The 24,393-nt window shown below is 72.4% G+C and carries 16 protein-coding genes and 1 tRNA gene; 5 read left to right on the top strand and 12 right to left on the bottom strand.

The window, feature by feature from the left end; translation table 11 throughout:
• The first annotated feature begins 47 nt into the window (after positions 1-47).
• Together ACZ7D7_RS31220 and ACZ7D7_RS31215 are read left to right on the top strand one after the other, a co-directional pair.
• On the top strand, positions 48-800 hold the full coding sequence (locus tag ACZ7D7_RS31220; protein WP_470828699.1) for a Clp protease N-terminal domain-containing protein: 753 nt from the start codon (positions 48-50) through the stop codon (positions 798-800).
• Positions 801-986: 186 nt separating this feature from the next.
• Positions 987-2,687, top strand: coding sequence for a bifunctional 3'-5' exonuclease/DNA polymerase (locus ACZ7D7_RS31215; protein ID WP_470828697.1), 1,701 nt, complete (start codon positions 987-989; stop codon positions 2,685-2,687).
• A gap of 21 nt (positions 2,688-2,708) precedes the next feature.
• Here ACZ7D7_RS31215 and ACZ7D7_RS31210 read toward each other — a convergent pair whose 3' ends face one another.
• The gene (locus ACZ7D7_RS31210) at positions 2,709-3,152 is read right to left on the bottom strand and encodes a DUF6223 family protein (RefSeq protein WP_470828696.1); all 444 of its coding nucleotides are present in this window, start codon (positions 3,150-3,152) and stop codon (positions 2,709-2,711) included.
• A gap of 207 nt (positions 3,153-3,359) precedes the next feature.
• Here ACZ7D7_RS31210 and ACZ7D7_RS31205 point away from each other — a divergent pair, with 207 nt between their 5' ends.
• Both ACZ7D7_RS31205 and ACZ7D7_RS31200 read left to right on the top strand, forming a co-directional pair.
• On the top strand, positions 3,360-4,487 hold the full coding sequence (locus tag ACZ7D7_RS31205) for a sensor histidine kinase (RefSeq protein ID WP_470828694.1): 1,128 nt from the start codon (positions 3,360-3,362) through the stop codon (positions 4,485-4,487).
• On the top strand, positions 4,484-5,146 hold the full coding sequence (locus ACZ7D7_RS31200; RefSeq protein WP_470828693.1) for a response regulator: 663 nt from the start codon (positions 4,484-4,486) through the stop codon (positions 5,144-5,146). The genes ACZ7D7_RS31205 and ACZ7D7_RS31200 overlap by 4 nt, the downstream gene beginning before the upstream one ends.
• 59 nt (positions 5,147-5,205) lie before the next feature.
• On the opposite strand, the gene ACZ7D7_RS31195 is transcribed toward ACZ7D7_RS31200, so the two are convergent.
• The 11 genes from ACZ7D7_RS31195 to bldG form a co-directional block, all read right to left on the bottom strand.
• A tRNA-Thr gene (locus ACZ7D7_RS31195) sits at positions 5,206-5,279 on the bottom strand.
• Positions 5,280-5,421: 142 nt separating this feature from the next.
• Positions 5,422-7,011 (bottom strand): alpha/beta hydrolase, encoded by a 1,590-nt coding sequence (locus ACZ7D7_RS31190; RefSeq protein WP_470828692.1) that lies wholly within the window; start codon positions 7,009-7,011, stop codon positions 5,422-5,424.
• 112 nt (positions 7,012-7,123) lie between these two features.
• The gene (locus tag ACZ7D7_RS31185) at positions 7,124-8,329 is read right to left on the bottom strand and encodes a DNA polymerase III subunit delta' (RefSeq protein WP_470828690.1); all 1,206 of its coding nucleotides are present in this window, start codon (positions 8,327-8,329) and stop codon (positions 7,124-7,126) included.
• Positions 8,330-8,618: 289 nt separating this feature from the next.
• The gene (tmk, locus tag ACZ7D7_RS31180; protein ID WP_470828689.1) at positions 8,619-11,843 is read right to left on the bottom strand and encodes a dTMP kinase; all 3,225 of its coding nucleotides are present in this window, start codon (positions 11,841-11,843) and stop codon (positions 8,619-8,621) included.
• A gap of 122 nt (positions 11,844-11,965) precedes the next feature.
• On the bottom strand, positions 11,966-14,785 hold the full coding sequence (gene topA, locus ACZ7D7_RS31175) for a type I DNA topoisomerase (RefSeq protein WP_470828687.1): 2,820 nt from the start codon (positions 14,783-14,785) through the stop codon (positions 11,966-11,968).
• A 291-nt stretch (positions 14,786-15,076) separates the two neighbouring features.
• The gene (locus tag ACZ7D7_RS31170) at positions 15,077-15,274 is read right to left on the bottom strand and encodes a hypothetical protein (RefSeq protein WP_470828685.1); all 198 of its coding nucleotides are present in this window, start codon (positions 15,272-15,274) and stop codon (positions 15,077-15,079) included.
• Between the two features lie 335 nt (positions 15,275-15,609).
• A complete protein-coding gene (locus tag ACZ7D7_RS31165) occupies positions 15,610-17,130 on the bottom strand; it encodes a DUF7059 domain-containing protein (RefSeq protein WP_470828684.1) in 1,521 nt (506 codons plus the stop codon).
• Between the two features lie 156 nt (positions 17,131-17,286).
• The gene (locus ACZ7D7_RS31160) at positions 17,287-17,874 is read right to left on the bottom strand and encodes a small secreted protein (protein ID WP_470828682.1); all 588 of its coding nucleotides are present in this window, start codon (positions 17,872-17,874) and stop codon (positions 17,287-17,289) included.
• A gap of 204 nt (positions 17,875-18,078) precedes the next feature.
• Complete coding sequence (locus ACZ7D7_RS31155) at positions 18,079-20,484, bottom strand: sodium-translocating pyrophosphatase (protein ID WP_470828680.1); 2,406 nt, start codon at positions 20,482-20,484, stop codon at positions 18,079-18,081.
• A gap of 359 nt (positions 20,485-20,843) precedes the next feature.
• The gene (locus ACZ7D7_RS31150) at positions 20,844-21,275 is read right to left on the bottom strand and encodes an ATP-binding protein (RefSeq protein ID WP_470828678.1); all 432 of its coding nucleotides are present in this window, start codon (positions 21,273-21,275) and stop codon (positions 20,844-20,846) included.
• A gap of 110 nt (positions 21,276-21,385) precedes the next feature.
• Complete coding sequence (gene bldG, locus ACZ7D7_RS31145) at positions 21,386-21,727, bottom strand: anti-sigma factor antagonist BldG (protein WP_003975386.1); 342 nt, start codon at positions 21,725-21,727, stop codon at positions 21,386-21,388.
• 81 nt (positions 21,728-21,808) lie between these two features.
• On the opposite strand from bldG, the gene ACZ7D7_RS31140 reads away from it, so the two are divergent.
• On the top strand, positions 21,809-24,370 hold the full coding sequence (locus tag ACZ7D7_RS31140) for a DEAD/DEAH box helicase (protein WP_470828677.1): 2,562 nt from the start codon (positions 21,809-21,811) through the stop codon (positions 24,368-24,370).
• Positions 24,371-24,393 lie beyond the last annotated feature (23 nt).

The raw sequence follows: 24,393 nt of genomic DNA, 5'->3' as shown, positions 1-24,393 counted from the left end.
TCAACTCACGGTTGACACTTCGGATGGCGTCAACCTACGGTTGACACATGACGACGAACTCATCCATCACGTCATCCGTACGACTCGACGACCTCATCGCGGCCATCAAGAAGGTCCACACCGAGCCCCTCGAACAACTCCAGGACGCGGTCATCGCCGCCGACCACCTCGGCGAGGTCGCCGACCACCTCATCGGCCACTTCGTCGACCAGGCCCGCCGCTCGGGCGCCTCCTGGACCGACATCGGCAAGAGCATGGGCGTCACGCGGCAGGCGGCGCAGAAGCGGTTCGTGCCGAAGGAGTCGGCCGACCTCGACCCGAGCCAGGGCTTCAGCCGCTACACGCCCCGCGCCCGCGAGGCGGTCATGGCCGCCCACGCCGCCGCCAGGACCGCCGGCAACGCCGAGGGCGTCCCCGAGCACCTCGTCCTCGGCCTGCTCGCGGACCCCGACGGGCTCGCCGCCAAGACGCTCGTCGCCCTGGGCGTGAGCCTGGACTCGGTGCGCGAGGCCGCGACCGCCGCGCTGCCGCCCGCCGTCGAGGAGGTCCCGGAGCTGGTGCCGTACGGCTCCGCGGCCAAGAAGGTCCTGGAGCTGACGTTCCGCGAGGCCCTGCGCCTCGGCCACAACTACATCGGCACCGAGCACATCCTGCTGGCCCTTCTGGAGCACGAGAACGGCGAGGGCGTCCTGGCGGGCGTCGGCGTCACCAAGCAGGCGGTGGAGGACCACGTCACCGCGCTGCTGTCGCAGTTCCTGAAGACGGAGGGCGAGGACGAGGGCGGCGCCGGCAAGGACTGAGTCCACGCGGCCGACGGGCGCTCGGCGGGGTGACGCGGGCAGGTGGGCCCACGGGGGTGGCGGGGGCCCACCGTGGGCCACGGGGTGGGCGCGTCACCGGCAGGCCACCGTGGCCCACGAGTGGGCTCGCGGTCGTCGGACTCCACAAGCGGGGCCGTTGTCAGACCCCCCTGCGACACTCGCGGCATGACCGGTCGGTGGGTGCTCGCTCCGACCGAGGGTGGCGGCGCCGAGCTCGCCCCCCTCGGTCCGGACGGGCTGCCCGTCGGCCCCGTGCTGCGCGAGCCGGACCTCGTGGCGGCCGTCCGCGCGCGCCCGGACGTCACCCGCTGGGTGTGGCGCTCGACGCCCGAGGTGTACCCGCGCCTGCTCTCCGCGGGCGTACGGCCGGAGCGGTGCTACGACATCGAGGACGCCGAGACCCTGCTGCTCGGCCACGAGGGGCGGTACGGCGAACCCCGCTCGGCGGCTGCCGCCCTGGCCCGGCTGCGCGGCGGCCCCGTACCGCAGGACCCACCCCAGCGGTCCGCCGAACCGGGCGCGCAGTCCCCGCTGTTCGAGCCGCAGGGCGTCCACCTGCCGCTGACCGACCTCGCCGAGGTGTACGCCGAGCAGCAGCGGCGGCACGACCGGGCCGAGCACCCGGACCGGATGCGGCTGCTGACCGCCGCCGAGTCGGCGGGGATGCTGGTGGCCGCGGAGATGAACCACGCCGGGCTGCCGTGGAGCGCCGAGGTGCACCGCGACCTGCTGCACGACCTGCTCGGCGAGCGGTACGCGGGCGGCGGTGAGCCGCGCCGGCTCGCCGAGTTCGCGGAGGAGGTGTCGGCCGCGTTCGGGCGCCGGGTGCGGCCGGACCTGCCGGCCGACGTGATCAAGGCCTTCGCGCAGGCCGGAATCAAGGTCGCCTCCACCCGCCGCTGGGAACTGGAGTCGGTCGACCACCCGGCCGTGAAACCGCTCGTCGAGTACAAGAAGCTGTACCGCATCTGGGTGGCGCACGGCTGGTCCTGGCTCCAGGACTGGGTGCGCGACGGCCGGTTCCGCCCGGAGTTCCTCGCCGGCGGCACGGTCACCGGCCGCTGGGTCACCAACGGCGGGGGCGGCCTGCAGATCCCCAAGGTGATCCGGCGCGCCGTCGTCGCCGACCCCGGCTGGCGGCTGGTCGTCGCCGACGCCGACCAGATGGAGCCGCGCGTGCTCGCGGCGATCTCCCGCGACCCCGGCCTCATGGAGGTCGCGGGCCGCGAGACCGACCTCTACCAGTCGGTCTCGGACCGCGCGTTCTCCGGCGACCGCACCCAGGCCAAGCTCGCCGTGCTCGGCGCGGTCTACGGCCAGACGTCCGGCGACGGCCTGAAGAACCTCGCCGCGCTCAGACGCCGCTTCCCCAAGGCGGTGGCGTACGTGGACGACGCGGCGCGGGCCGGCGAGGAGGGCCGGCTGGTGCGGACCTGGCTCGGCCGGACCTGTCCGCCCGCCGCCCGCGCCGCCGGCGACGCGGAGGAGGCCGGCATCCCGGTCCCCGAGGCGGTCCCCGAGGAAGAGGCCGGGGCCGAGGCCCAGCAGTGGGTGCCGGGCTACGCCTCCACCAACTCCCGCGCGCGGGGCCGCTTCGCGCGCAACTTCGTCGTACAGGGCAGCGCCGCCGACTGGGCCCTGCTGCTGCTCGCGGCACTGCGGCGGACGTGCGCGTCCATGGCGGCGGAGCTGGTCTTCTTCCAGCACGACGAGGTGATCGTGCACTGCCCGGCGGAGGAGGCCGAGACCGTCGCCGCGGCCATCCGTGAGGCGGCCGACCTGGCGGGCCGCCTCACCTTCGGGGAGACACCGGTCCGCTTCCCGTTCACGACGGCGGTGGTGGAGTGTTACGCGGACGCGAAGTGAGGGAGTGGGCGCTCCTCTCCCTCACAGGAGCGCGCGCTCTTGACCGGGCCGGTCGCTCGTCGAACCGGTGCGGCGCAGGCGGGCCAGTGCGAGCAGGCCGACGACCGTGGCAGCCGACCCCAGTACGAGGGCGATGACACCCCCGGCCACGCCGTTGCCGGTGCCGAGACCTCCGTCGGCCACGGCCAGATTGACCGCGCCGGCGACCATGCCGACGAGGCCCGCCACGACGGCGGCGACGGCCCCCCGCCACCCACGGCCGCCACCACAGACAGACCGGGACCGCGACCGGGCCAGGGCCCGCACGCCGACGACCACTCCGGCCAGTGCGACCAACGCGGCCAGCGTGCCCACGAGGCGCCCGGAGGTCAGGTCGTAGGCACCGGCCGCGACCGACTGGACCGACGCGTGAGTGGCCGGTGCGGCAAGCGAGGCGGGTGCGGCGAGCACAGTTCCGACTGACATGTCTCCTCCTGCGACTGGACGTGGTCCGAGCATGTCTGCCGCACCCCCGCCGGTCGTCCCGCGAGCGGACGCACTTCGCACTGCCGCGAACGGCGCACCCGGCTACCGCGGACGCGGCAGTCGGAGTCGACGTACCGCAGCCGCGGTAGTCGACGCCTCGTCCGTGAGCGGGACTCCCGCCGGACGCCGCGCGGCTAGGGTGCGCCCATGAGGACGGGACTCTCGGGTGTCCGGGCTACGGTCACCGACTGGGCGATCGCCGTCGGCGTGGCGGCGACACTGCTGGTCACCGGGTTGTCCGGGCAGCACTCGGGCACACAACTGGACCCGCTCGGCCATGCGTTGCTGGCCGCCGGGGGCCTGGCACTGGCCGCACGCCGCCGCGCTCCGGTCACCGTCCTGGCCGTCACCGGGCTGAGCGCGGTGGGCTACCAAGCGGCCGGGTTCGACGTGCCGGCCGTCGCCTACCTGTTCGCGGTCTACGCCGCCGTACGAGCCGGTCGGCGCACCCCCACCATCGCGGCGAGCGTGAGCATGCTGGCCCTGCTGCCCCTCGCCGCCCTGGTGTCGGGCCTGCACGACACCGGCGAGGCGTTCGCGCAGGCCAGGGGCGCCCTGGAGATCGCCTGGCTGATCGCGGCGGGCGCCGCCGGCGAGGCGCTGCGACAGGCCGAGCGGCGGGCGGACGAGGCCGAGCGCACCCGCGAGGAGACCGCCCGGCGCCGTGCCGACGACGAGAGGCTCCGCATCGCCCGCGAGCTCCACGACTCGCTGACCCACCAGATCTCGATCATCAAGCTCCAGGCGGAGGTCGCCGTCCACGTGGCCCGCAGACGCGGCGAGCAGGTGCCGGAAACCCTGCTCGCCATCCAGGAGGCGGGCCGCGAGGCGAGCCGGGAGCTGCGCGCGACCCTTCAGGCGCTCCGCGACGACGACACGACCCCGCCGCGCGGACTCGACGACGTGAAGGAACTGGTGGAACGGGCCCGCACGTTGGGCCTCGACGCAACTCTGACGTTCGAGGGACAACACTGCGACGTACCCGCGGCGGTGGACCGGACCGCCTACCGGATCGTCCAGGAATCCCTCACCAACATCGCCCGCCACGCCGCCGCGACGACGGCGTCGGTCCGCATCGACTGCCGCCCGGACGCCCTCGCGATACGCGTCGACGACAACGGCAGGGCCACCCCGGGCACCACCCCCGTACCCGGAGTCGGACTCCTGGGCATGCGCGAGCGCGTGACCGCTCTCGGCGGCCGGCTGAGCGCCGCACCCCGCGACGAGGGCGGCTTCACCGTCCAGGCCGAACTCCCCGTGGACGCAACCTCATGATCCGTGTCCTGCTGGTCGACGACCAGCCGCTGATCCGCAGCGGATTCCGCGCGCTCCTCGACCTGGAGGAGGACATCGAGGTCGTCGCCGAGGCCGCCGACGGCGAGGAGGGCCTGGCCCTGGCCCGCGAACACCTGCCGGACGTCTCGCTCGTCGACATCCAGATGCCGGTCATGGACGGCATCGAGGTCACCCGCCGCATCGCCGCGGACCCGGCCCTGGACGAGGTGCACGTCGTCATCCTGACCAACTACGGCATGGACGAGTACGTCTTCGAAGCACTGCGCGCCGGCGCCGCCGGGTTCCTCGTCAAGGACATCCTCCCGGAGGACCTCCTCCACGCCGTCCGCGTAGCGGCCCGTGGCGACGCCCTCCTCGCCCCCTCGATCACCCGCAAACTCATCCACCGCTACCTCACCCAGCCGCTCAACACCGGTGCCGGCAAAGGCCTCCGGGAACTGACCAGCCGCGAACGCGAGGCCGTCGCCCTGGTCGCCCAGGGCCTGTCCAACGATCAGATCGCCGACCACATGGTGATCAGCCCGATGACGGTGAAAACCCACATCAACCGAGCCATGACCAAACTCCACGCCCGCGACCGAGCCCACCTCGTGGTCCTGGCCTACGAATCGGGCCTGGTGACACCGCGCACCGCGTGACACCACTCGCGCACACACAAAAGGCCAGGTCACACCTGGGTGACCTGGCCTTTTACCGGAGCCGCCTTCGGGATTCGAACCCGAGACCTACGCATTACGAGTGCGTTGCTCTGGCCATCTGAGCTAAGGCGGCGTGCTGCCCGCACCCATGGTGCGATCGGCAACGTCGGTAAGTCTACACAGTTTCCGGGGGTGCTTCGTACCAGCCCCGGAGGCCTCTGGTCCGGGGCCGGTACGAAGGTCGGGACAAGGTGGGAGCAGTCGGGCGAGAGGCCCTATGAGCAGCGCTTTCCGTCCTTCGGCGGGGTTCCGCGGAGCAGGTACGCGTTGATCGCAGAGTCGACGCAGGCGCTCCCCCGGCCGTAGGCCGTGTGGCCGTCGCCGTCGTACGTCAGGAGGCGCGCCGAGGACAGCTGGGCGGCCAGGGACTTCGCCCAGCGGTACGGCGTCGCCGGGTCCCGGGTGGTGCCGACCACGACGATCGGCGAGGCGCCCCGTGCCTTGATGCGGTGCGGTTCGCCGGAGGGCGCCACCGGCCAGTACGCGCAGTTCAGGGAGGCCCACGCCAGGCCCTCGCCGAACACCGGGGACGTCTTCTCGAAGGCCGGCAGCGCGTCGCGCACCTCGTCTGGACCGCTGAAGGCCGCCGGGAGGTCGAGGCAGTTCACGGCTGCGTTGGCGAACATCAGGTTGCTGTAGCCGCCGTCGGCGTCGCGCTCGTAGTAGCTGTCGGACAGGACGAGCAGGCCCGCGCCGTCGTTCTCCTTCATCGCCGCCGTCAGCGACTCGCGCAGTTGCTCCCAGGCACTCTCGTCGTACATCGCGGCGATCACGCCGGTCGTCGCGAGGGACTCGGTGAGGCGGCGGCCGTCGGCGTCGCCGGCCGGGACGGGGCGCTTGTCGAGCCGTTCGAAGAACGCCTTCAGGTTCTTGCCGAGCTGGGCCGGTGTGGTGTTCCGGTCGCCCAGGGGGCAGTCGGGCCGGCGTACGCAGTCCTTCGCGAACGACTGGAACGCCGTCTCGAAGCCCGCCGTCTGTTCGAGGTTCAGCCGCCGCGCGGGCAGCGACGGGTCCATCGCCCCGTCCAGCACCAGCCGCCCCGAGCGGTCGGGGAACAGCCCGGCGTACGTCGCCCCGAGGAACGTCCCGTACGACGCCCCAACGAAGTTCAGCTTCCGGTCGCCCAGCACGGCCCGCAGGATGTCCATGTCCCGCGCCGCCTCGACCGTGGACACGTGCCGCAGCAGCCCCGGCGCGTCGGCGCCGCAGCCCTCCGCGAACGTCCGGTACGCGCCGACGAGGGCGTCGGTCTCCTTCTCGTCGTCCGGCGTCACGTCCGTCTGCGTGTACGTGTCCATCTCCCGCCCGTCGAGACACTCAACGGGCTCGCTGCGGGCCACGCCCCGCGGGTCGACCGCCACCATGTCGTACCGGGCGCGGACGTCGGGCGGGTAGCCGACACCGGCGTACGCCTGGAGGTAGTCGACGGCGGAGCCGCCCGGCCCGCCCGGGTTCACCAGCAGCGAGCCGAGCCGCTCGCCCGGTCCGGTGGCCTTCTTGCGGGCGACGGCGAGCCGGACGTCACCGGCCGACGGCTTCGCGTAGTCGAGCGGCGCCCGGAGCGTGGCGCACTGGAAGCCGGGGGCGCCGCAGCCCCGCCACTTCAGCTTCTGCCCGTAGTACGGCGAGAGGGCCGCCGGGGTGGCCCTCGGCAGAGCGGCCAGCGCCGCCGCCCCTTGGGCCGCCGAACTGGCCGTTCCCGACGCGCCGGGCGAACAGGCCGGGACCAGCAGGCCTACGGCGGCGAGGAGGCCGATGCCGATCCTGGCGGTGCGGGATCTGCGGTGAGTGCGCCTTGTGTGCATCCAGCGAGCGTAACTCTGCGCTACGACCCGTACGCGTTGTGTGCGGGACGTGCCTCTTACGAGTTATCCCGTCAACCCTGACGGACACCCCCGTGCGTGCCGGCCCGTCTCGTCAGCCCGCTCTGAGGGCCATCGTCATCGCCTCCACCGCGAGCAGCGGTGCCACATTGCGGTCGAGGGCGTCGCGGCAGGCGGCGATCGCCTCAATGCGGCGCAGCGTGGCCTCGGGGGTGCTGCCGCGGGCGATCCGGTCCAGGGCGTCCTCGGCGTCGACGTTGGCGATCGCGATGCGGGAGCCGAGCTGGAGGGCGAGGACGTCGCGGTAGAACGCGGTGAGGTCGCTCAGGGCGAGGTCGAGGCTGTCGCGCTGCGTGCGCGTCCTGCGGCGCTTCTGGTTGTCCTCCAGGTCCTTGATCACGCCCGCCGTGCCGCGCGGCAGCCGGCCGCCCTGTGCCGCGCCGAGCGCCGCCTTCATCTCCTCGGTCTCCTTGGCGTCCGTCTCGTCGGCGAGCACCTTGGCGTCCGCCGACGCGGCGTCCACGAGTTCCTGGGCGGCCCGGAGACAGCCGCCGATGTCCTCGACGCGCAACGGCAGCTTGAGCACGGCGGCTCTGCGCTCGCGGGCGGCCGGGTCGGTGGCCAGCCGGCGCGCCCGCTCCACGTGCCCCTGGGTGGCGCGGGCGGCGGCCATCGCGACGTCCGGCTCAACGCCCTCGCGCCGTACGAGCATGTCGGCGACGGCGTCCACCGAGGGCGTGCTGAGGGTCAGGAGCCGGCAGCGGGAGCGGATCGTCGGCAGCACGTCCTCCACCGATGGCGCGCACAGCAGCCAGACCGTGCGGGACGCGGGCTCCTCGACGGCCTTGAGGACGGCGTTGGCCGACTTCTCGTTCAGACGCTCGGCGTCCTCCACGAGGATGACCTGCCAGCGGCCGTTCGCCGGCGCGGTGAACGACTTGCGGACCGTGTCCCTCATTTCCTCGGCCCGGATCTGCGCGCCGACCGCCGTGACCGTGCTGACGTCGGCGTGCGTGCCGATCAGGGCCGTGTGGCAGCCGTCGCAGAAGCCGCAGCCGGGGGCTCCGCCGAGGGCGCGGTCGGGGCTCACGCACTGCAGGGCGGCGGCGAAGGCCCGCGCCGCCTGGACGTACCCGGCGCCGGGCGGGCCCGTGAACAGCCAGGCGTGCGTCATCTTCGACGCCTCGGGCGGGGGCGCGTCGGTCGCCGCCGCGGTCACGAGGGCGTCGGCGTCACGCGCTGCGGCGGCGAGCTGGTCGCTCACCCGCTCCTGCCCCACGAGGTCGTCCCACACGGTCATGGGTCACGCCGCCCTTCCACCACGTCAGCCTTGCGGGATCCATTGTGCGGGCGGGCACTGACAATCCCGTTCCACACCGGACACTCCGGCCGCCCCGACCCCGGACGCCCCGACCCCGGATGTCCGACCTCGAACGGCCCGGCTCCGGACGCCCGACCTCGAACGGCCCGGCCGCGGCCACCCCCGCCCGGCGCGGGACACTCCGGCCCCGTCCGTGCGCGCCGGGATGCTCCGGCTCCGGCTCCGGCCGCCCCTCCGGGCGGCCGGGCCCCGACGCGCGACCCGCAGGTCAGCGCCGACGTCCCCGGCCCCGGCCGCCGTCCTCGTCGTACTCGTCGTCGCGCGGGCCCAGCAGTTCGTCCGCCAGCGTCGGCAGGTCGTCCAGCGGGGTCTCCTCGGCCCAGTCGGAGCGCTGCCGGCGGCGGGGCACCTCGTCGGCGTCCACCTGCGGCAGCTCGCGCGTGCGGTCCTCGGTGCCGTCCGGGCGGGGGGCGGCAGGCTGTTCGTCGCGGAAGTAGCCCGGCGGCACCCGGTCGGCGGGTTCGTCCCCGCGCGCGTCCCCGCGCACCGGCGGCAGTACGGCCGTGTCGTCACCGGCGCCCGGGACCTGCGGAAGGACCGCCGTCTCGTCGGCGGTGCCCGGCGCCGGCTTCGGCAGCTCCGCGGTCACCTCGGCCTCGGAGACCCGCCCCGAACCGCGCCCCTGCTCACGCTCGTCGAACCGCTGCTCACGCTCGTCGCGGACCGGCCGCAGCACCGCGGTGTCCTCACCCGGGCGGACGACCGGCGTCGGCACGGTCGCCGCGTCCTGCCCGGCCGCCGGCCGGGGCGTCCGCGCCGCCTCGGGGGCGGTGGGCCTCGGTCCCGCCGCTGCCGCAGCCGCCGCCTGTTCCGCCTGGCGGCGGGCCTCCTCGGCGCGCAGCAGTGCCTCCTCGGCCTTCCGCTGCTTCTCCAGTCGCTGCGCCTCGGCCTCGGCGCGCAGCCGCGCCTCCTCCTCGGCCTGCTTGCGGCGCCGCTCCTCCTCGGCCCTGCGGCGGGCCTCCTCCTCGGCGCGCGCCTTCTCCTCGGCGAGGAGCCGGGCCCGCTCCTCCTCCGCCTTGCGGCGCGCCTCCTCGGCCCGTAGCCGGGCCTCCTCCGCCTGCCGCTCGGCCTCGCGGCGCTGCGCCTCCTCCAGCTCGCGCCGCTTGCGCTCCTCCTCCTCGGCGCGCAGCCGGGCGAGCTGCTCCTGGCGCTCGCGCTCCAGGCGCTCCTCCTCGGCCTTGCGGCGGGCTTCTTCCTCCGCCTTGCGCCTGGCCTCCTCCTCCGCCTTCCGGCGCGCCTCCTCGCGAGCCTGGATCTCGGCCTCGGACAGCGGCAGCACCTGGTCGAGCCGGTGCCGGACGACGGCGGTGACGGCCTCGGGCTCCTGCCCGGCGTCCACCACCAGGTAGCGCCCGGGGTCGGCCGCGGCCAGCGTGAGGAAACCGGACCGCACGCGCGCGTGGAACTCGGCGGGCTCGGACTCCAGCCGGTCCGGCGCCTCGGTGAACCGCTCGCGCGCGGTCTCCGGGGCGACGTCCAGCAGCACCGTCAGGTTCGGGACGAGCCCGTTGGTCGCCCAGCGGTTGATGCGGGCGATCTCGGTCGGCGACAGGTCGCGGCCGGCGCCCTGGTAGGCGACCGAGGAGTCGATGTAGCGGTCGGAGATCACCACCGCGCCGCGCTCCAGGGCGGGCCGTACGACGGTGTCCACGTGCTCCGCGCGGTCGGCCGCGTACAGCAGGGCCTCCGCGCGGTGCGAGAGTCCGGCGCTGGAGACGTCGAGCAGGATGGACCGCAGCCGCTTGCCGACCGGCGTCGCGCCCGGCTCGCGGGTGAGCACGACCTCGTGGCCCTTGGACCTGATCCACTCGGCGAGCGCCTCGGCCTGCGTGGACTTCCCGGCGCCGTCGCCGCCCTCCAGGGCGATGAAGAAGCCGGACGCGGCCGCCGCGGGCTCCGGGTCGTCGCCGCCGAGGACCGCGTCCCGCAGGTCGTGCCGCAGCGGCACGCCGGAGCGGTCGTCGACCTTGGCCAGCACCAGCGCCGCCACCGGCAGCAGCAGCGCGCCGACCAGCATCAGCGTGAACGCGGCGCCGCCGTGCGCGAACACGAACTTGCCGCTCTCCAGCCGGTGCGGGCCGATGCCCGCGGCCACGACCGGGGCGACCACCGCGCCGAGCGCCACGAAGACCCGCACGACCGCGTGCAGGTGCCCGGTGATCCGCGCGCGCCGCAGCGCCTCGGTCTCCTGGTCGAGCAGGGTGTGCCCGGTGTTGGCGGCCACGCCCGCGCCGACGCCGGCCAGGGCGAGGATCACCAGGACGCTGGTGACGTCCGGGACGAGGCCCGCCACCAGCAGGTCGACGCCCGTGAAGGCGATGGCGAGCGCGAGGAGCCGCCGCCGGGACAGCGTGGGCAGCACGCCGGGCGCCGTACGGATGCCGACGACGACGCCGCCGGTCAGGGCGAGCACCAGCAGGCCGAACAGAACGGGCCCGCCGCCGAGGTCCTTGGCGTGCAGCACGGTGACGCCGACAGCGGCGGCCACCGCGCCCGCGACGGCCGCGCAGGCCAGGACCAGCAGCGGTATCGCACCCGTGCGGCCCTTCTCGACGCCGCCGCGGCCCTTGTCGCCACCGCCGGCCGACTTCGGGCGGCGCAGCCCTTCCAGCGGCGACCGCGCGCGCGGCGTGCGCGTGCCGGGCAGTTCGAGGAACGTCAGCACGGACAGGGACGCGGCGAACAGTCCCGCCGCGACGTACGAGGCGAGGGCCGCCTGGTGCTGGGCGAACCAGGCGATGCCGGCACCCAGCACGTTGTTCACCAGACCGGCGACGACCAGCGCGGCGCCCGCGAGCGGTATCGCGACGAAGCCCGTGCGCAGCGACAGGCGGCGCAGCGCGTCCATGTGGTCCGGCAGCGGCCGTACCGTCGCGCCCTCCGGGGGCGGGGCCGGCAGCAGGGCGGGCGCCGCGCTCTCGCGGCAGACCCCCCAGAACCGCTCGGCGACGGCCGCCACGAAGGCGGTGACGAGGAGGGCGGCGAGGGCGTCGTCCGGCATCCAGTCGATCCACAGCGGCGCGACGATCAGCAGCGCGGCGCGCACGCCGTCGGCGCCGACCATCGTCCAGCGGCGGTCGAGCGGACCGTCGGGCGAGGTCAGTGACGTGAGCGGGCCGAGGAGGACCGCTCCGAAGAGCAGCGTCGCGAGGATCCGCACACCGAAAACGGTCGCCACTGCGAACGCCACGCCGCGATAGCCGCCCCCGAAGGAGCCCTCGGCGATCGCCGTCTGGAGGACGAGGACGACCAGGACGAGGAGGGCGAGGATGTCGCCGACACCACCCACGAGCTGTGCGCTCCACAACCGCTTCAACTGCGGTCGGCGCAGCAGTGCGCGGACGGCGCGCTCGCGGGAGTCCGCGACCAGTGCGTCGTCGGGGGCCGGGTGAGGGGCCGTTGACTGCTCGGCTGGCTGCTCGGCTCGCGTCATGCGTTCAGCCTATCGGGCCGCACCGACAGCCCGGGGCGCCTGTCCGAACGTACGGCCGCCCCGGCACCGATGAGGCGCCGGGGCGTTCGTTTCGCGAACTCCGCGTGGTTTCTGAGAGCCGCTCAGTCCTCGGTCGACTTGGCCGCGGTGGTCTTCTTCGCGGCCGTCTTCTTCGCCGTGGTCTTCTTGGCGGCCGTCGTCTTCTTCGCGGCGGCCGTCTTCTTGGCGGGTGCCTTCTTCGCGGCGGCCTTCTTGGTGGTGGCCTTCTTCGCCGTCTTCTTGGCGGGGCCCTTGGCGCGCTTCTCGGCGAGCAGTTCGAAGCCGCGCTCGGGGGTGATCGTCTCGACGCTGTCGCCGGAGCGCAGGGTCGCGTTGGTCTCCCCGTCGGTGACGTACGGGCCGAAGCGGCCGTCCTTGACCACGACCGGCTTGTTGCTGACCGGGTCCTCGCCGAGTTCCTTCAGCGGCGGCTTGGCCGCGGCGCGACCGCGCTGCTTGGGCTGGGCGTAGATCGCCAGCGCCTCTTCCAGCGTGATCGTGAAGAGCTGCTCCTCGGTCTGCAGTGACCGCGAGTCCGTGCCCTTCTTCAGGTACGGGCCGTAGCGGCCGTTCTGCGCGGTGATCTCCTGGCCCTCGGCGTCGGTGCCGACGACGCGCGGCAGCGACATCAGCTTCAGCGCGTCCTCGAGCGTCACGGTGTCCAGGGACATCGTCTTGAAGAGGGAGGCCGTGCGCGGCTTGACGGCGTTCTTGCCCGTCTTCGGGGTCCCTTCGGGGAGGACCTCGGTGACGTACGGGCCGTAGCGGCCGTCCTTGGCGACGATGGTGTGGCCGGTCTTCGGGTCGGTGCCCAGTTCGTAGTCGCCGCTCGGCTTGGCGAGGAGTTCCTCGGCCAGGTCGACGGTCAGCTCGTCCGGCGCGAGGTCGTCGGGGATGTCCGCGCGCTGGTGCTGCTCGGTGTCCTTCTCGCCGCGCTCGATGTACGGGCCGTAGCGGCCGACGCGGAGCACGATGTCGTTGCCCACGGGGAACGACGACACCTCGCGGGCGTCGATCGCGCCCAGGTCGGTCACGAGTTCCTTGAGGCCGCCGAGGTGGTCCCCGTCGCCGTTGCCGGCGTCGGCCGCGCCGCCGCCGTGGTCCGGGCCCTCGCCGAAGTAGAAGCGCTTCAGCCACGGCACGGCCTGGGCCTCGCCGCGGGCGATGCGGTCGAGGTCGTCCTCCATGCGGGCGGTGAAGTCGTAGTCGACGAGCCGTCCGAAGTGCTTCTCCAGGAGGTTGACCACGGCGAAGGACAGGAAGGACGGCACGAGGGCCGTGCCCTTCTTGAACACGTAGCCGCGGTCGAGGATCGTGCCGATGATCGACGCGTACGTCGACGGGCGGCCGATCTCGCGCTCTTCGAGTTCCTTGACGAGGCTGGCCTCGGTGTAGCGGGCCGGGGGCTTGGTGGCGTGGCCGTCGACCGTGATCTCCTCGGCCGTCAGCGCGTCGCCCTCGGTGACCTGCGGCAGGCGGCGCTCGCGGTCGTCCAGCTCGGCGTTCGGGTCGTCGGCGCCTTCGACGTAGGCCTTCAGGAAGCCGTGGAAGGTGATCGTCTTGCCGGACGCGCTGAACTCGACGTCCCGGCCGTCGGCGGCGGTGCCACCGATCTTCACGGTGACGCTGTTGCCGGTCGCGTCCTTCATCTGGGAGGCGACGGTCCGCTTCCAGATCAGTTCGTACAGCTTGAACTGGTCACCGGTCAGGCCCGTCTCGGCGGGCGTGCGGAAGCGGTCGCCGGAGGGGCGGATCGCCTCGTGCGCCTCCTGCGCGTTCTTGACCTTGCCGGCGTACGTACGGGGCTGCGGCGGCAGGTAGTCGGCGCCGTACAGCTGGGTGACCTGGGCGCGGGCGGCGGCGATCGCCGTCTCGCTCAGGGTCGTGGAGTCCGTACGCATGTAGGTGATGTAGCCGTTCTCGTACAGCTTCTGCGCGATCTGCATCGTGGCCTTCGCGCCGAAGCCGAGCTTGCGGCTGGCTTCCTGCTGCAGCGTCGTCGTACGGAACGGGGCGTACGGCGAGCGGCGGTACGGCTTCGACTCGACGGAGCGGACCGCGAACCGCGTGTTCTCCAGGGCGGCGGCCAGGGCGCGGGCGTTCGCCTCGTCGAGGTGGAGGGTGTTCGCGCTCTTGAGTTGTCCCAGGGAGTCGAAGTCGCGGCCCTGGGCGACTCGCCTGCCGTCGACGGTCTGCAGGCGGGCGACCAGCGACGACGGGTCCGACGAGTCACCGGCGCGGCCGGTCGCGAAGGTGCCCGTCAGGTCCCAGTACTCAGCGGAACGAAACGCCATGCGCTCGCGTTCCCGCTCGACCACGAGCCGGGTCGCGACGGACTGGACACGGCCGGCCGACAGGCGCGGCATGACCTTCTTCCACAGGACCGGCGAGACCTCGTAGCCGTAGAGGCGGTCGAGGATGCGGCGGGTCTCCTGGGCGTCGACGAGCTTCTGGTTGAGCTGGCGCGGGTTGGCCACGGCCTCCCGGATCGCGTCCTTGGTGATCTCGTGGAACACCATGCGCTTCACGGGGATCTTCGGCTTGAGGACTTCCTGCAGGTGCCAGGCGATGGCCTCGCCCTCGCGGTCCTCATCGGTGGCGAGGAAGAGCTCGTCGGATTCCTTCAGCAGGTCCTTGAGCTTCTTGACCTGCGCCCTCTTGTCGGCGTTGACCACATAGATCGGCTGGAAGTCGTGTTCGACGTCCACACCGAGGCGGCGGACCTCACCGGTGTACTTGTCCGGCACCTCGGCGGCGCCGTTGGGGAGGTCGCGAATGTGCCCGACGCTCGCCTCGACGATGTATCCAGGGCCGAGATAGCCCTTGATCGTCTTCGCCTTGGCAGGCGACTCGACGATGACGAGTCGGCGGCCGCCGTTCGCGGTCTCGCTGGTCGGGGACAACTTCGCTCTTCTCTCCGGTCGACGCTGGGTCTCCCCAGGGCCTTGATTCCCGGGGGCGGGTCGTGCTGACGCTGCGGAGTGTGACGGTACATCCCGCCCCCGTGTCAAACGGTAAAAGCCCGCAACGGCCACTCGAACGGTAACCCGACTACCACCATTCCTGCCGCCCGGAGTGCCGACCAGCCTGTTCGACACTATCCGGAGTTCCGCCTCCCATTTATCGGAGCGGCACTCCGGCGGCGGCCCCTTCGAAGATCCGCCCCCCTTTTCGAGCGCGGGCGCCGGGGCCGCTCAGACGCGGGTGAAGCACCACGTTCCGAGAGCGAGCGCGAGCAGTGCCGCGACGCTCGCGAGGGTCGCCGATGCGACGGGGTTCACACCGTGGGCGACAGGGCGGCGGTGCCGGACGCGGGTCGCGGTCCACACCGCCAGACCGGCTCCGAACAGGGCGAACACGATTCCTGAGAAGATCGCCGGCCCGCTCTCCATGGCGTCAGCGCCCCTTTTCTCCCGTCCGCGAGTGCCCAGCGACGCGAGACTGACACGCACGGGCGGCAGACAGGCGAACCCGAGGTGAACGGCGACGGGCGTGTCGCCCGGAGCGCCCGCCCTCGCTCGTCTCGCTCCGACCGGCCGGCGCGGGACGATCTTGCCGGGCACGAGACACCGGTCACTGTCCTCACGGCTCCCGTCCGGCTCCCGTCCTGCTCCGGTGTCGCGGGTATCACTCCCGCCACGCGTCCAGGACGGCGTGAATGGGCCGCCGCGCGCTCCGCGGCAGCCTGTTCGCCCGGATCAGGGGGCTGGGGCGGTGGCCCTCTGGATCACCGCACCGGTTCCAGGAACCCCTGCTCCACCAGCAGCCTGATCTGCGCCGGCGTGCGGTCCCGCAGCAACACGGGGTCCTCGCCGAGCAGTTGCGCGATGGCGTCCAGGATGCGGCCGGCGCTCATCGAGCCGTCGCAGACGCCCGCGAAGCCCGCGCCGACCGTGTCGACCTTGGTGGCCCGGCGCATGCCGCGGTTCTGCCGCAGCACGACGTGCTCCGGGTCCTCGGCACCGGGCAGTCCCACCTGTTCCTGCACGACCTCGTCGGCGAGCCTGAAGTGCTGTTCGAGCAGCGCCGCGTCGTCGTGCGAGCGCAGGTAGTCGAGCCGGGAGAAGTGCGCCCGGACCGCCTCGCCGAGCGGCTGCTCGACCGGGTGCGGCCACTCCTCGGCGGTGACCGACGGCACGGCGGAGCCGGTCCTGCGCAGCGTGATCCAGCCGAAGCCCACCGCCTTCACCTTGCGCGCCTCGAACTCGTCCAGCCACGCGTCGTACCGCGCCTGGTAGTCGGCCGGGTCGGCCCGGTGGTCACCGGCGTCCCTGAGCCACAGCTCGGCGTACTGCGTGACGTCCTGCACCTCGCGCTGCACGATCCACGCGTCGCAGCCGCGCGGCACCCACGACCTGAGTCTGTCCTGCCAGTCCTCCCCCTCGACGTGCTGCCAGTTGGCGAGGAACTGCGCGAACCCGCCCTCGTTCAGCCGCTCCCCCGCCTGTTGAACGAGCGTGCGGCACAGATCGTCCCCGCCCATCCCGCCGTCGCGGTAGGTGAGCCGGGCACCGGGCGAGATCACGAACGGCGGGTTCGACACGATCAGGTCGTACGTCTCCCCCTCCCGGACCGGCTCGAACAGCGAGCCCTCGCGCAGTTCGGCGGCCGGGGCTCCGGACAGCGCCAGGGTGAGCGCGGTGATGTGCAGGGCGCGCGGGTTCACGTCGGTCGCCGTCACGCGCGTGGCGTGCCGGGAGGCGTGCAGCGCCTGGATGCCGGACCCGGTGCCGAGGTCGAGCGCGGCGGCGACGGGCGTACGGACCGTGATGCCGGCCAGCGTCGTGGACGCGCCGCCGACGCCCAGGACGACGCCCTCGTCGTGGCTGCCGATGCCGCCCGCGCCGCCGACGGCGCAGCCCAGGTCGGACACGATGAACCAGTCCTCGCCGCCGGGCCCTCCGTACGGCCGTACGTCGACGGTCGCTGCGATCTCGTCGCCGCCCGCGCCCACCAGCCAGCCGGCGTCCAGGCAGGCGTCGACGGGCAGGACGTCGGCCACGCGCGCGTGCGGCACCGGCTTCTGGAGGAGGAACAGCCGGACGAGTGTCTCCAGCGGCGTGTCCCCGCGGGTCGCGCGGAGCGCGGGCACGGTCTCGCTGCGCGCCAGCGCCGCGTACGCGGGGGCGCCGAGCAGGTCGAGCAGTCCGTCGGCGGTGAAGGAGGCCGCGAGCAGCGCGTCGCGGAGCCGGGCGGCGGTCTCGGGACGGTCGGCGGAGGGCAGCGGGGACAGGGTGGTGTTACTCACGCCCCCATTGTGTCCGCTCGCGCCGGCATCGCGCGCATGCGCGACGACTCCCCGGCACACGCGCGTGCCGGGGAGTCGAGGGGTGCCGACGGGTTCTTGCGGAGGCCGGTTCCTGGTAGCGGTCTGTTCTTGGCTGCGGTCGGTTCCTGGTGGCGGTCAGTTCTTGGTGGCGGACGCCGACGCGCTCGCCGACTTGCAGCTGGCCTGCTTGCCCATGGCCTGGCCGACCTCGCCCTCCTCCAGCGTCTTCAGGGCGTTGTTGCCGCTCTTGCTGAGCTTGTCGAGTTCGGTGGCGACGTCCTTGAGGCCGTCGGCGAACTTCGCCTGGTCCTTGGTGTCGAGGGCGTCGACCTGCTTCTTCAGGGAGGCGTAGGCGGTGGAGATGCTGTTGAGCTCCTTCACCGCGTCCTTCTGCTTCTTCTCGCCGTTCTCGACGTCCGGCGCACCGGCCCGGTCGACGGCTGAGCCGATCGCCTTGTAGGCGTCGGACATGTCCTGGAAGGCCTTGGAGTCGGTCTTCTGGACCTCTTCCGGCGTGCTGTTGTCCGAGGTCTCCTTCTGGATCGCGGCGTTGGCCGACGCGATCTTCTCGGCCTGCGGCTGCACCGCGTCGCAGACCTGCTTGGCCCAGGAGTCCAGCTTTTCGTTGTCGTCGCTGCCGCAACCCGTCAGCGCCAGTACCAGTACCGCACCGCCGGACAGTGCGGCCGCGAGCTTCTTGTTCACCGGTTTGGTCCCTTCCATGGCTCTCGGCCCCGGAACATACACGCCAGATGGGCGACAAACGCATGCCGGGCATCCGTTATGACCCTATTGAAGCCATTTGCACCAAGCGAGAGAAGGCTCACGACCAGGGTGTGAACACACAAGTGCGGGCGGACGGCACGTCAACGCGCGCCGACCGCCCACACCTTGAGCTGGGACCTTGCCCCCTCCTCGGCCCGGCCGCTACGAAACCACCGCCGGGTCCGCCGACTTGGGCTCCGAACCCGCGTTGTCCTCGTCACCCATCGCGATCCCGCGCCGCTTGGAGACGTAGACCGCGCCGACGATCACGCCGAGCGCGAGGACCGCGATCGCGATCCTGACGCCGAGGCTCTCGTCGGCGCCGTAGGAGAACTTGATGACCGCCGGCGCGATCAGCAGCGACACCAGGTTCATCACCTTCAGCAGCGGGTTGATCGCGGGACCGGCGGTGTCCTTGAACGGGTCGCCGACCGTGTCGCCGATGACCGTCGCCGCGTGGGCCTCGCTGCCCTTGCCGCCGTGGTGGCCGTCCTCCACCAGTTTCTTGGCGTTGTCCCAGGCGCCACCGGAGTTGGCGAGGAACACCGCCATCAGCGTGCCCGCGCCGATCGCGCCCGCCAGGAACGCGCCGAGCGCGCCGACGCCCAGCGTGAACCCGATGAAGATGGGCGCCAGTACGGCCAGCAGCCCGGGCGTGGCGAGCTCCCGCAGGGCGTCCCTGGTGCAGATGTCGACGACCTTGCCGTACTCCGGTTTCTCCGTGTAGTCCATGATCCCGGGCCGCTCCCGGAACTGCCGGCGGACCTCGAAGACCACGGAACCCGCCGACCGCGAAACGGCGTTGATCGCCAGCCCCGAGAAGAGGAAGACGACCGCCGCGCCCGCGATCAGACCGACCAGGTTGTTCGGCTGCGAGATGTCCATCATCAGCGTCATGGGCGCGCCGTCGCCGGTGAGTTTCTCGCCCACGTCCCGCGCGCCGGTCGTGATCGCGTCACGGTACGAGCCGAACAGCGCCGCCGCCGCGAGCACCGCCGTGGCGATCGCGATGCCCTTGGTGATGGCCTTGGTGGTGTTGCCGACGGCGTCCAGGTCGGTGAGCACCTGCGCGCCCGCGCCCTCGACGTCGCCGGACATCTCGGCGATGCCCTGCGCGTTGTCGGAGACCGGCCCGAAGGTGTCCATCGCGACGATCACCCCGACCGTGGTGAGCAGCCCGGTGCCCGCGAGCGCCACGGCGAACAGCGCCAGCATGATCGACGTACCGCCCAGCAGGAACGCCCCGTAGACGCCGAGGCCGATCAACAGGGCGGTGTACACGGCCGATTCGAGACCGACCGAGATACCGGCGAGGACGACGGTCGCGGGCCCGGTGAGCGAGGACCTGCCGATGTCCCTGACGGGCCGCCGGGTCGTCTCGGTGAAGTAGCCGGTCAGCTGCTGGATGACCGCGGCCAGCAGGATGCCGATCGCCACCGCGACGAGCGCGAGGATCCGCGGGTCGCCGCTCTTGGCCTGGATCGCGGCGTCGGTGACGCCGTCCAGCTCCGCGTACGTGCCGGGCAGGTAGACGAAGACGGCCACCGCCACCAGCACGAGCGAGATCACGGCGGAGATGAAGAATCCGCGGTTGATCGCGCTCATGCCGCTGCGGTCGGCCCGCCGCGGCGCCACCGCGAAGATGCCGATCATCGCCGTGAGCACCCCGATCGCCGGCACGAGCAGCGGGAACGCCAGCCCGGAGTCGCCGAAGGCCACCTTGCCGAGAATCAGCGCGGCGACCAGCGTCACGGCGTACGACTCGAAGAGGTCGGCCGCCATGCCCGCGCAGTCGCCGACGTTGTCGCCCACGTTGTCGGCGATGGTCGCGGCGTTGCGCGGGTCGTCCTCCGGGATGCCCTTCTCGACCTTGCCGACGAGGTCGGCGCCGACGTCCGCGGCCTTGGTGAAGATGCCGCCGCCGACCCTCATGAACATCGCGATCAGCGCCGCGCCGAGCCCGAAGCCCTCGAGCACCTTCGGCGCGTCGGCCGCGTACACCAGCACCACGCAGGAGGCGCCCAGCAGGCCGAGCCCCACCGTGAACATGCCGACGACGCCGCCCGTGCGAAATGCGATCTTCATGGCTTTGTGCGAAACGAGGGTGAGATCCTTTTCCGGCTCACCCTCCGCCGGTGTCGCTTCCCGTGCCGCCGCGGCGACCCGCACATTGCTGCGCACGGCGAGCCACATGCCGATATAGCCGGTGGCCGCCGAGAACGCCGCGCCGATCAGGAAGAACACCGATCGTCCGGCACGCTGATTCCAGTCGTCCGCGGGCAGCAGCATGAGCAGGAAGAACACGATCACGGCGAATACGCCGAGCGTGCGCAACTGACGGGCCAGATACGCGTTCGCGCCTTCCTGGACCGCCGCCGCGATCTTCTTCATGCTTTCGGTGCCCTCGCCGGCCGCGAGTACCTGGCGCACCAGGACGCCCGCGACCACGAGTGCCGCCAGGGCGACCAGGGCGATCACCGCGACGAGCACGCGGTTCTCGTCCGTCAGCACCGCGGCGGCGAAGGTGGTGGGTCGGTCCAACTGATGGGGGAGAGAAAGCTCCGCCATTCGTCCTCCTTGACGCTTGGGCTGAGCTCAAGATGTGGACGGATTGTAGGTAGCCGGACCTGATCAAAACAGTGTGCGGTAAGCGGAATCAGCCGTCACATGCCTTTTGGCAAATGATCGACCCAGGCTCCCGAACCCGAAAGCGGTAATGCCTTTGGGGCATTCTCGCGTGATCGAATTGTCGCGCGTCGGATCGTGAATGGGTTCACGAAAAGAATCGCTCGGGATCACTGTAGGCGCGGGCCCCGGGGGCCGCCACGCAAAAAGGGCCCTACGGAGTAGGGCCCTTCGGGTTACGGCGTCCGACGCGGAAGTCCACGTCAGGAGTCGGCGTCGAGAGTCGGCGCCAGGAGTCGGCGTCAGGCGAGCACGGCGGTCGGCGGCGTGGTCGGCCACGTCATGCGGATCAGCCCGCCGTGTTCTCCGGCGGAGACCTCCACGTCGTCCACGAGGCCGCTGATGACCGCGAGGCCCATCTCGTCCTCCTCGGTCTCCGCGTCCGGGTCGCCCGGCCCGGCGGCCCGGTCACCGGGAACGGCGTGCGGCGCCTCGTCGCCGACCTCGATGGAGAACTGCTTCTCCTCCTCGATCAGCAGCACCTGCACCGGCGCGGTGATCCCACCCGTCTGGTGCAGTCCGACGGCGCGGGTGCAGGCCTCGCCGACGGCGAGGCGGACCTCGTCGAGGACCGCCTCGTCCACCCCGGCCCTGCGCGCCACCGCTGCCGCCACGAGCCGGGCGGTCCTGACGTGCTCGGGCAGCGCGCTGAAGCGGAGTTCGACGGTGGCCATGCATCCCCCTCGCGACTAACGGGCGTGCGGTCGGGAGGACAGGGCCGTCGACGGCCCGCCCCCCTTGGTACGAATCAGGCGCCCCGGGCGCGTGGCCCGGGGCGGAGTGGTCAGTCGGTGGCCGCCACCGCTTCCTCGACCGAGGTGTGGATCGGGAACACCTTGGTGAGGCCGGTAATGCGGAAGATCTTGAGAATGCGCTCCTGGTTGCAGACCAGGCGCAGCGAGCCCTCGTGGGCACGCACACGCTTGAGACCGCCGACCAGAACGCCGAGCCCGGTGGAGTCGAGGAAGTCCACGCCCTCCATGTCGACGACGAGGTGGAAACTCCCGTCGTTCACCAGCTCGACCAGCTGCTCGCGCAGCTTGGGCGCGGTATATACGTCGATTTCGCCACCGACCTCGACGACCGTACGATCGCCGACGGTACGGGTCGACAGGGACAGGTCCACGGATCCTCCAGCACCTTGCTATCGAGCGGTCGCCCCTCGGGCACCTCGGCTTGAAGCCCCCGGGACGGTTCGCCAGCCGCGATGGCATTCAATCACTTACCGGCAGGCGTGCACGACGCCTTGACTCCATTGTCCGTCACGCCAGTGACACACTCGGAGCCGATGGCCAAGAATCACCGATCCGATCGACCCACGACGGACCCCGTCTCCCGCCTGCATCCGGGCACGGTCCTGGACCGGCTCGCCGCCGGGCGGAGCCGGGCTTCGCGCATCACTCATACGGAGCACTTGCCCCCGCGTGAGGGCCGCCATGCCGTCTGGCCGGACCGGATCCGGACCGAGGTCGTCGCCGCCGTGCAGGCAGCGGGCATCGAACACCCGTGGGAGCACCAGGCCCGCGCGGCCGAGCACGCCCTGGACGGCGAGTCGGTGGTCGTCGCCACCGGCACCGCCTCCGGCAAGTCCCTGGCCTACCTGGCGCCGGTGCTCTCCACCCTTCTGGACGGCTCCGAGGCGCCGAACGGCCGAGGCGCGACCGCCCTCTACCTCGCCCCGACCAAGGCACTTGCGGCGGACCAGTGCCGATCGGTGAAGGAACTTTCACACCCCCTCGGCAATTCCGTGCGGACCGCCGTCTACGACGGCGACACGCCGGTCGAGGAACGCGAGTGGATCCGCCAGTACGCCAACTACGTCCTCACCAACCCCGACATGCTGCACCGCGGCATACTGCCGTCACATCCCCGCTGGGCCTCCTTCCTGAAGGCGCTCAAGTACGTCGTCGTCGACGAGTGCCACACCTACCGCGGCGTCTTCGGCTCGCACGTCGCCCAGGTGCTGCGCCGCCTGCGCCGGCTCTGCGCCCGCTACGGCGCCTCCCCCGTGTTTCTGCTGGCCTCCGCGACGGCCGCCGAACCGTCCGTCGCCGCCCGTCGCCTGACCGGCCTGCCCGTGGTCGAGGTCGCCGACGACGCCTCACCTCGCGGCGAACTGGTGTTCGCCCTGTGGGAGCCCCCGCTCACCGAACTGCACGGCGAGAAGGGCGCCCCCGTCCGCCGCACCGCCACCGCCGAGGCCGCCGACCTGCTGACCGACCTCACCGTGCAGGGCGTCCGCTCGGTCACCTTCGTCCGCTCCCGGCGCGGCGCCGAGCTGATCTCCGTCATCGCCCAGGAACGCCTCGGCGAGATCGACCGCTCCCTCGCCCGGCGTGTCGCGGCCTACCGCGGCGGCTACCTCCCCGAGGAGCGCCGCGCCCTGGAACGCGCCATCCACTCCGGCGAACTCCTCGGCCTGGCCGCGACCAACGCCCTGGAACTCGGTGTCGACATCTCCGGCCTGGACGCCGTCGTCATCGCCGGCTACCCGGGCACCCGCGCCTCCCTGTGGCAGCAGGCCGGCCGTGCCGGACGCTCCGGGCAGGGCGCCCTCGCCGTCCTGGTCGCCCGCGACGACCCCCTGGACACGTTCCTCGTGCACCACCCCGAGGCCCTGTTCCGCCAACCCGTGGAATCCACCGTCCTCGACCCCGACAACCCGTACGTGCTCGCCCCCCACCTGTGCGCGGCCGCCGCGGAACTGCCGCTGACCGACGACGACCTGAAACTGTTCGGCCCCGCCTGCGACGAGCTGCTCCCCCAGCTGGAGGCAGCGAAGCTGCTGCGCCGCCGTACCAAGGCCTGGCACTGGACGCGCCGCGAACGGGCCGCCGACCTCACCGACATCCGCGGTGAGGGCGGCCGGCCGGTCCAGGTCGTCGAGGCCGGCACGGGCCGCCTGCTCGGCACGGTGGACGAGGGCGCCGCGCACTCGACCGTTCACGAGGGCGCGGTCCACCTCCACCAGGGCCGCACCTACCTGGTGCGCTCACTCGACCTGGAGGACTCCGTCGCCCTCGTCGAGCAGGCCGCGCCGCCCTATTCGACGGTCGCCCGCGACACGACGGCGATCTCCGTCCTGGAGACCGACATCGAGGCCCCCTGGGGCGACGGCCGCCTGTGCTACGGCTCCGTCGAGGTCACCAACCAAGTGGTCTCCTTCCTGCGCCGACGCCTGATCACCGGCGAAGTCCTCGGCGAGACGAAACTCGACCTCCCTCCTCGTACGCTGCGCACCCGCGCCGTGTGGTGGACAGTCACCGAGGACCAGTTGGACGCCGCCCGGATCAACCCGGAGATCCTCGGCGGCGCCCTGCACGCCGCCGAGCACGCCTCGATCGGCATGCTGCCCCTCTTCGCGACCTGCGACCGCTGGGACATCGGTGGCGTCTCGGTACCGCTCCACCCCGACACCCTGCTGCCGACGGTCTTCGTCTACGACGGCCACCCCGGCGGCGCGGGCTTCGCCGAGCGCGCCTTCCACACCGCCCGCGAGTGGCTCACCGCCACCCGGCAGGCCATCGCCTCCTGCGAGTGCGACGCCGGCTGCCCGTCCTGCATCCAGTCCCCCAAGTGCGGCAACGGCAACGATCCGCTGCACAAGCGGGGCGCGGTGCGGCTGCTCACGGTGCTGCTGCGGGGGGCGGCGGGAGCGGAGGGCTCGGCGGAGGCTGGGGGCCGGGCTGGGGCTGGGGCCGGGGCGACGGAGGCGGAGGCGGAGGCGCCGGAGAACGTAGCGGGGAAGCCCGAGCGCTCACCGCAGTAGGCGCCGCGCTTGCCAGCCGCCTC

Source organism: Streptomyces sp. NPDC037054 (assembly GCF_055606745.1).
This window is presented reverse-complemented; position numbering and strand designations above follow the sequence as displayed.

What these genes read in the sequence shown, in the direction of transcription:
- ACZ7D7_RS31220 (WP_470828699.1), top strand. Translation starts at nt 48, where the DNA reads ATGACGACGAACTCATCCATCACGTCATCCGTACGACTCGACGACCTC.
- ACZ7D7_RS31215 (WP_470828697.1), top strand. Translation starts at nt 987, where the DNA reads ATGACCGGTCGGTGGGTGCTCGCTCCGACCGAGGGTGGCGGCGCCGAG.
- ACZ7D7_RS31210 (WP_470828696.1), bottom strand. Translation starts at nt 3,152, where the DNA reads ATGTCAGTCGGAACTGTGCTCGCCGCACCCGCCTCGCTTGCCGCACCG.
- ACZ7D7_RS31205 (WP_470828694.1), top strand. Translation starts at nt 3,360, where the DNA reads ATGAGGACGGGACTCTCGGGTGTCCGGGCTACGGTCACCGACTGGGCG.
- ACZ7D7_RS31200 (WP_470828693.1), top strand. Translation starts at nt 4,484, where the DNA reads ATGATCCGTGTCCTGCTGGTCGACGACCAGCCGCTGATCCGCAGCGGA.
- ACZ7D7_RS31190 (WP_470828692.1), bottom strand. Translation starts at nt 7,011, where the DNA reads ATGCACACAAGGCGCACTCACCGCAGATCCCGCACCGCCAGGATCGGC.
- ACZ7D7_RS31185 (WP_470828690.1), bottom strand. Translation starts at nt 8,329, where the DNA reads ATGACCGTGTGGGACGACCTCGTGGGGCAGGAGCGGGTGAGCGACCAG.
- tmk (WP_470828689.1), bottom strand. Translation starts at nt 11,843, where the DNA reads ATGACGCGAGCCGAGCAGCCAGCCGAGCAGTCAACGGCCCCTCACCCG.
- ACZ7D7_RS31170 (WP_470828685.1), bottom strand. Translation starts at nt 15,274, where the DNA reads ATGGAGAGCGGGCCGGCGATCTTCTCAGGAATCGTGTTCGCCCTGTTC.
- ACZ7D7_RS31160 (WP_470828682.1), bottom strand. Translation starts at nt 17,874, where the DNA reads ATGGAAGGGACCAAACCGGTGAACAAGAAGCTCGCGGCCGCACTGTCC.
- ACZ7D7_RS31155 (WP_470828680.1), bottom strand. Translation starts at nt 20,484, where the DNA reads ATGGCGGAGCTTTCTCTCCCCCATCAGTTGGACCGACCCACCACCTTC.
- ACZ7D7_RS31150 (WP_470828678.1), bottom strand. Translation starts at nt 21,275, where the DNA reads ATGGCCACCGTCGAACTCCGCTTCAGCGCGCTGCCCGAGCACGTCAGG.
- ACZ7D7_RS31140 (WP_470828677.1), top strand. Translation starts at nt 21,809, where the DNA reads ATGGCATTCAATCACTTACCGGCAGGCGTGCACGACGCCTTGACTCCA.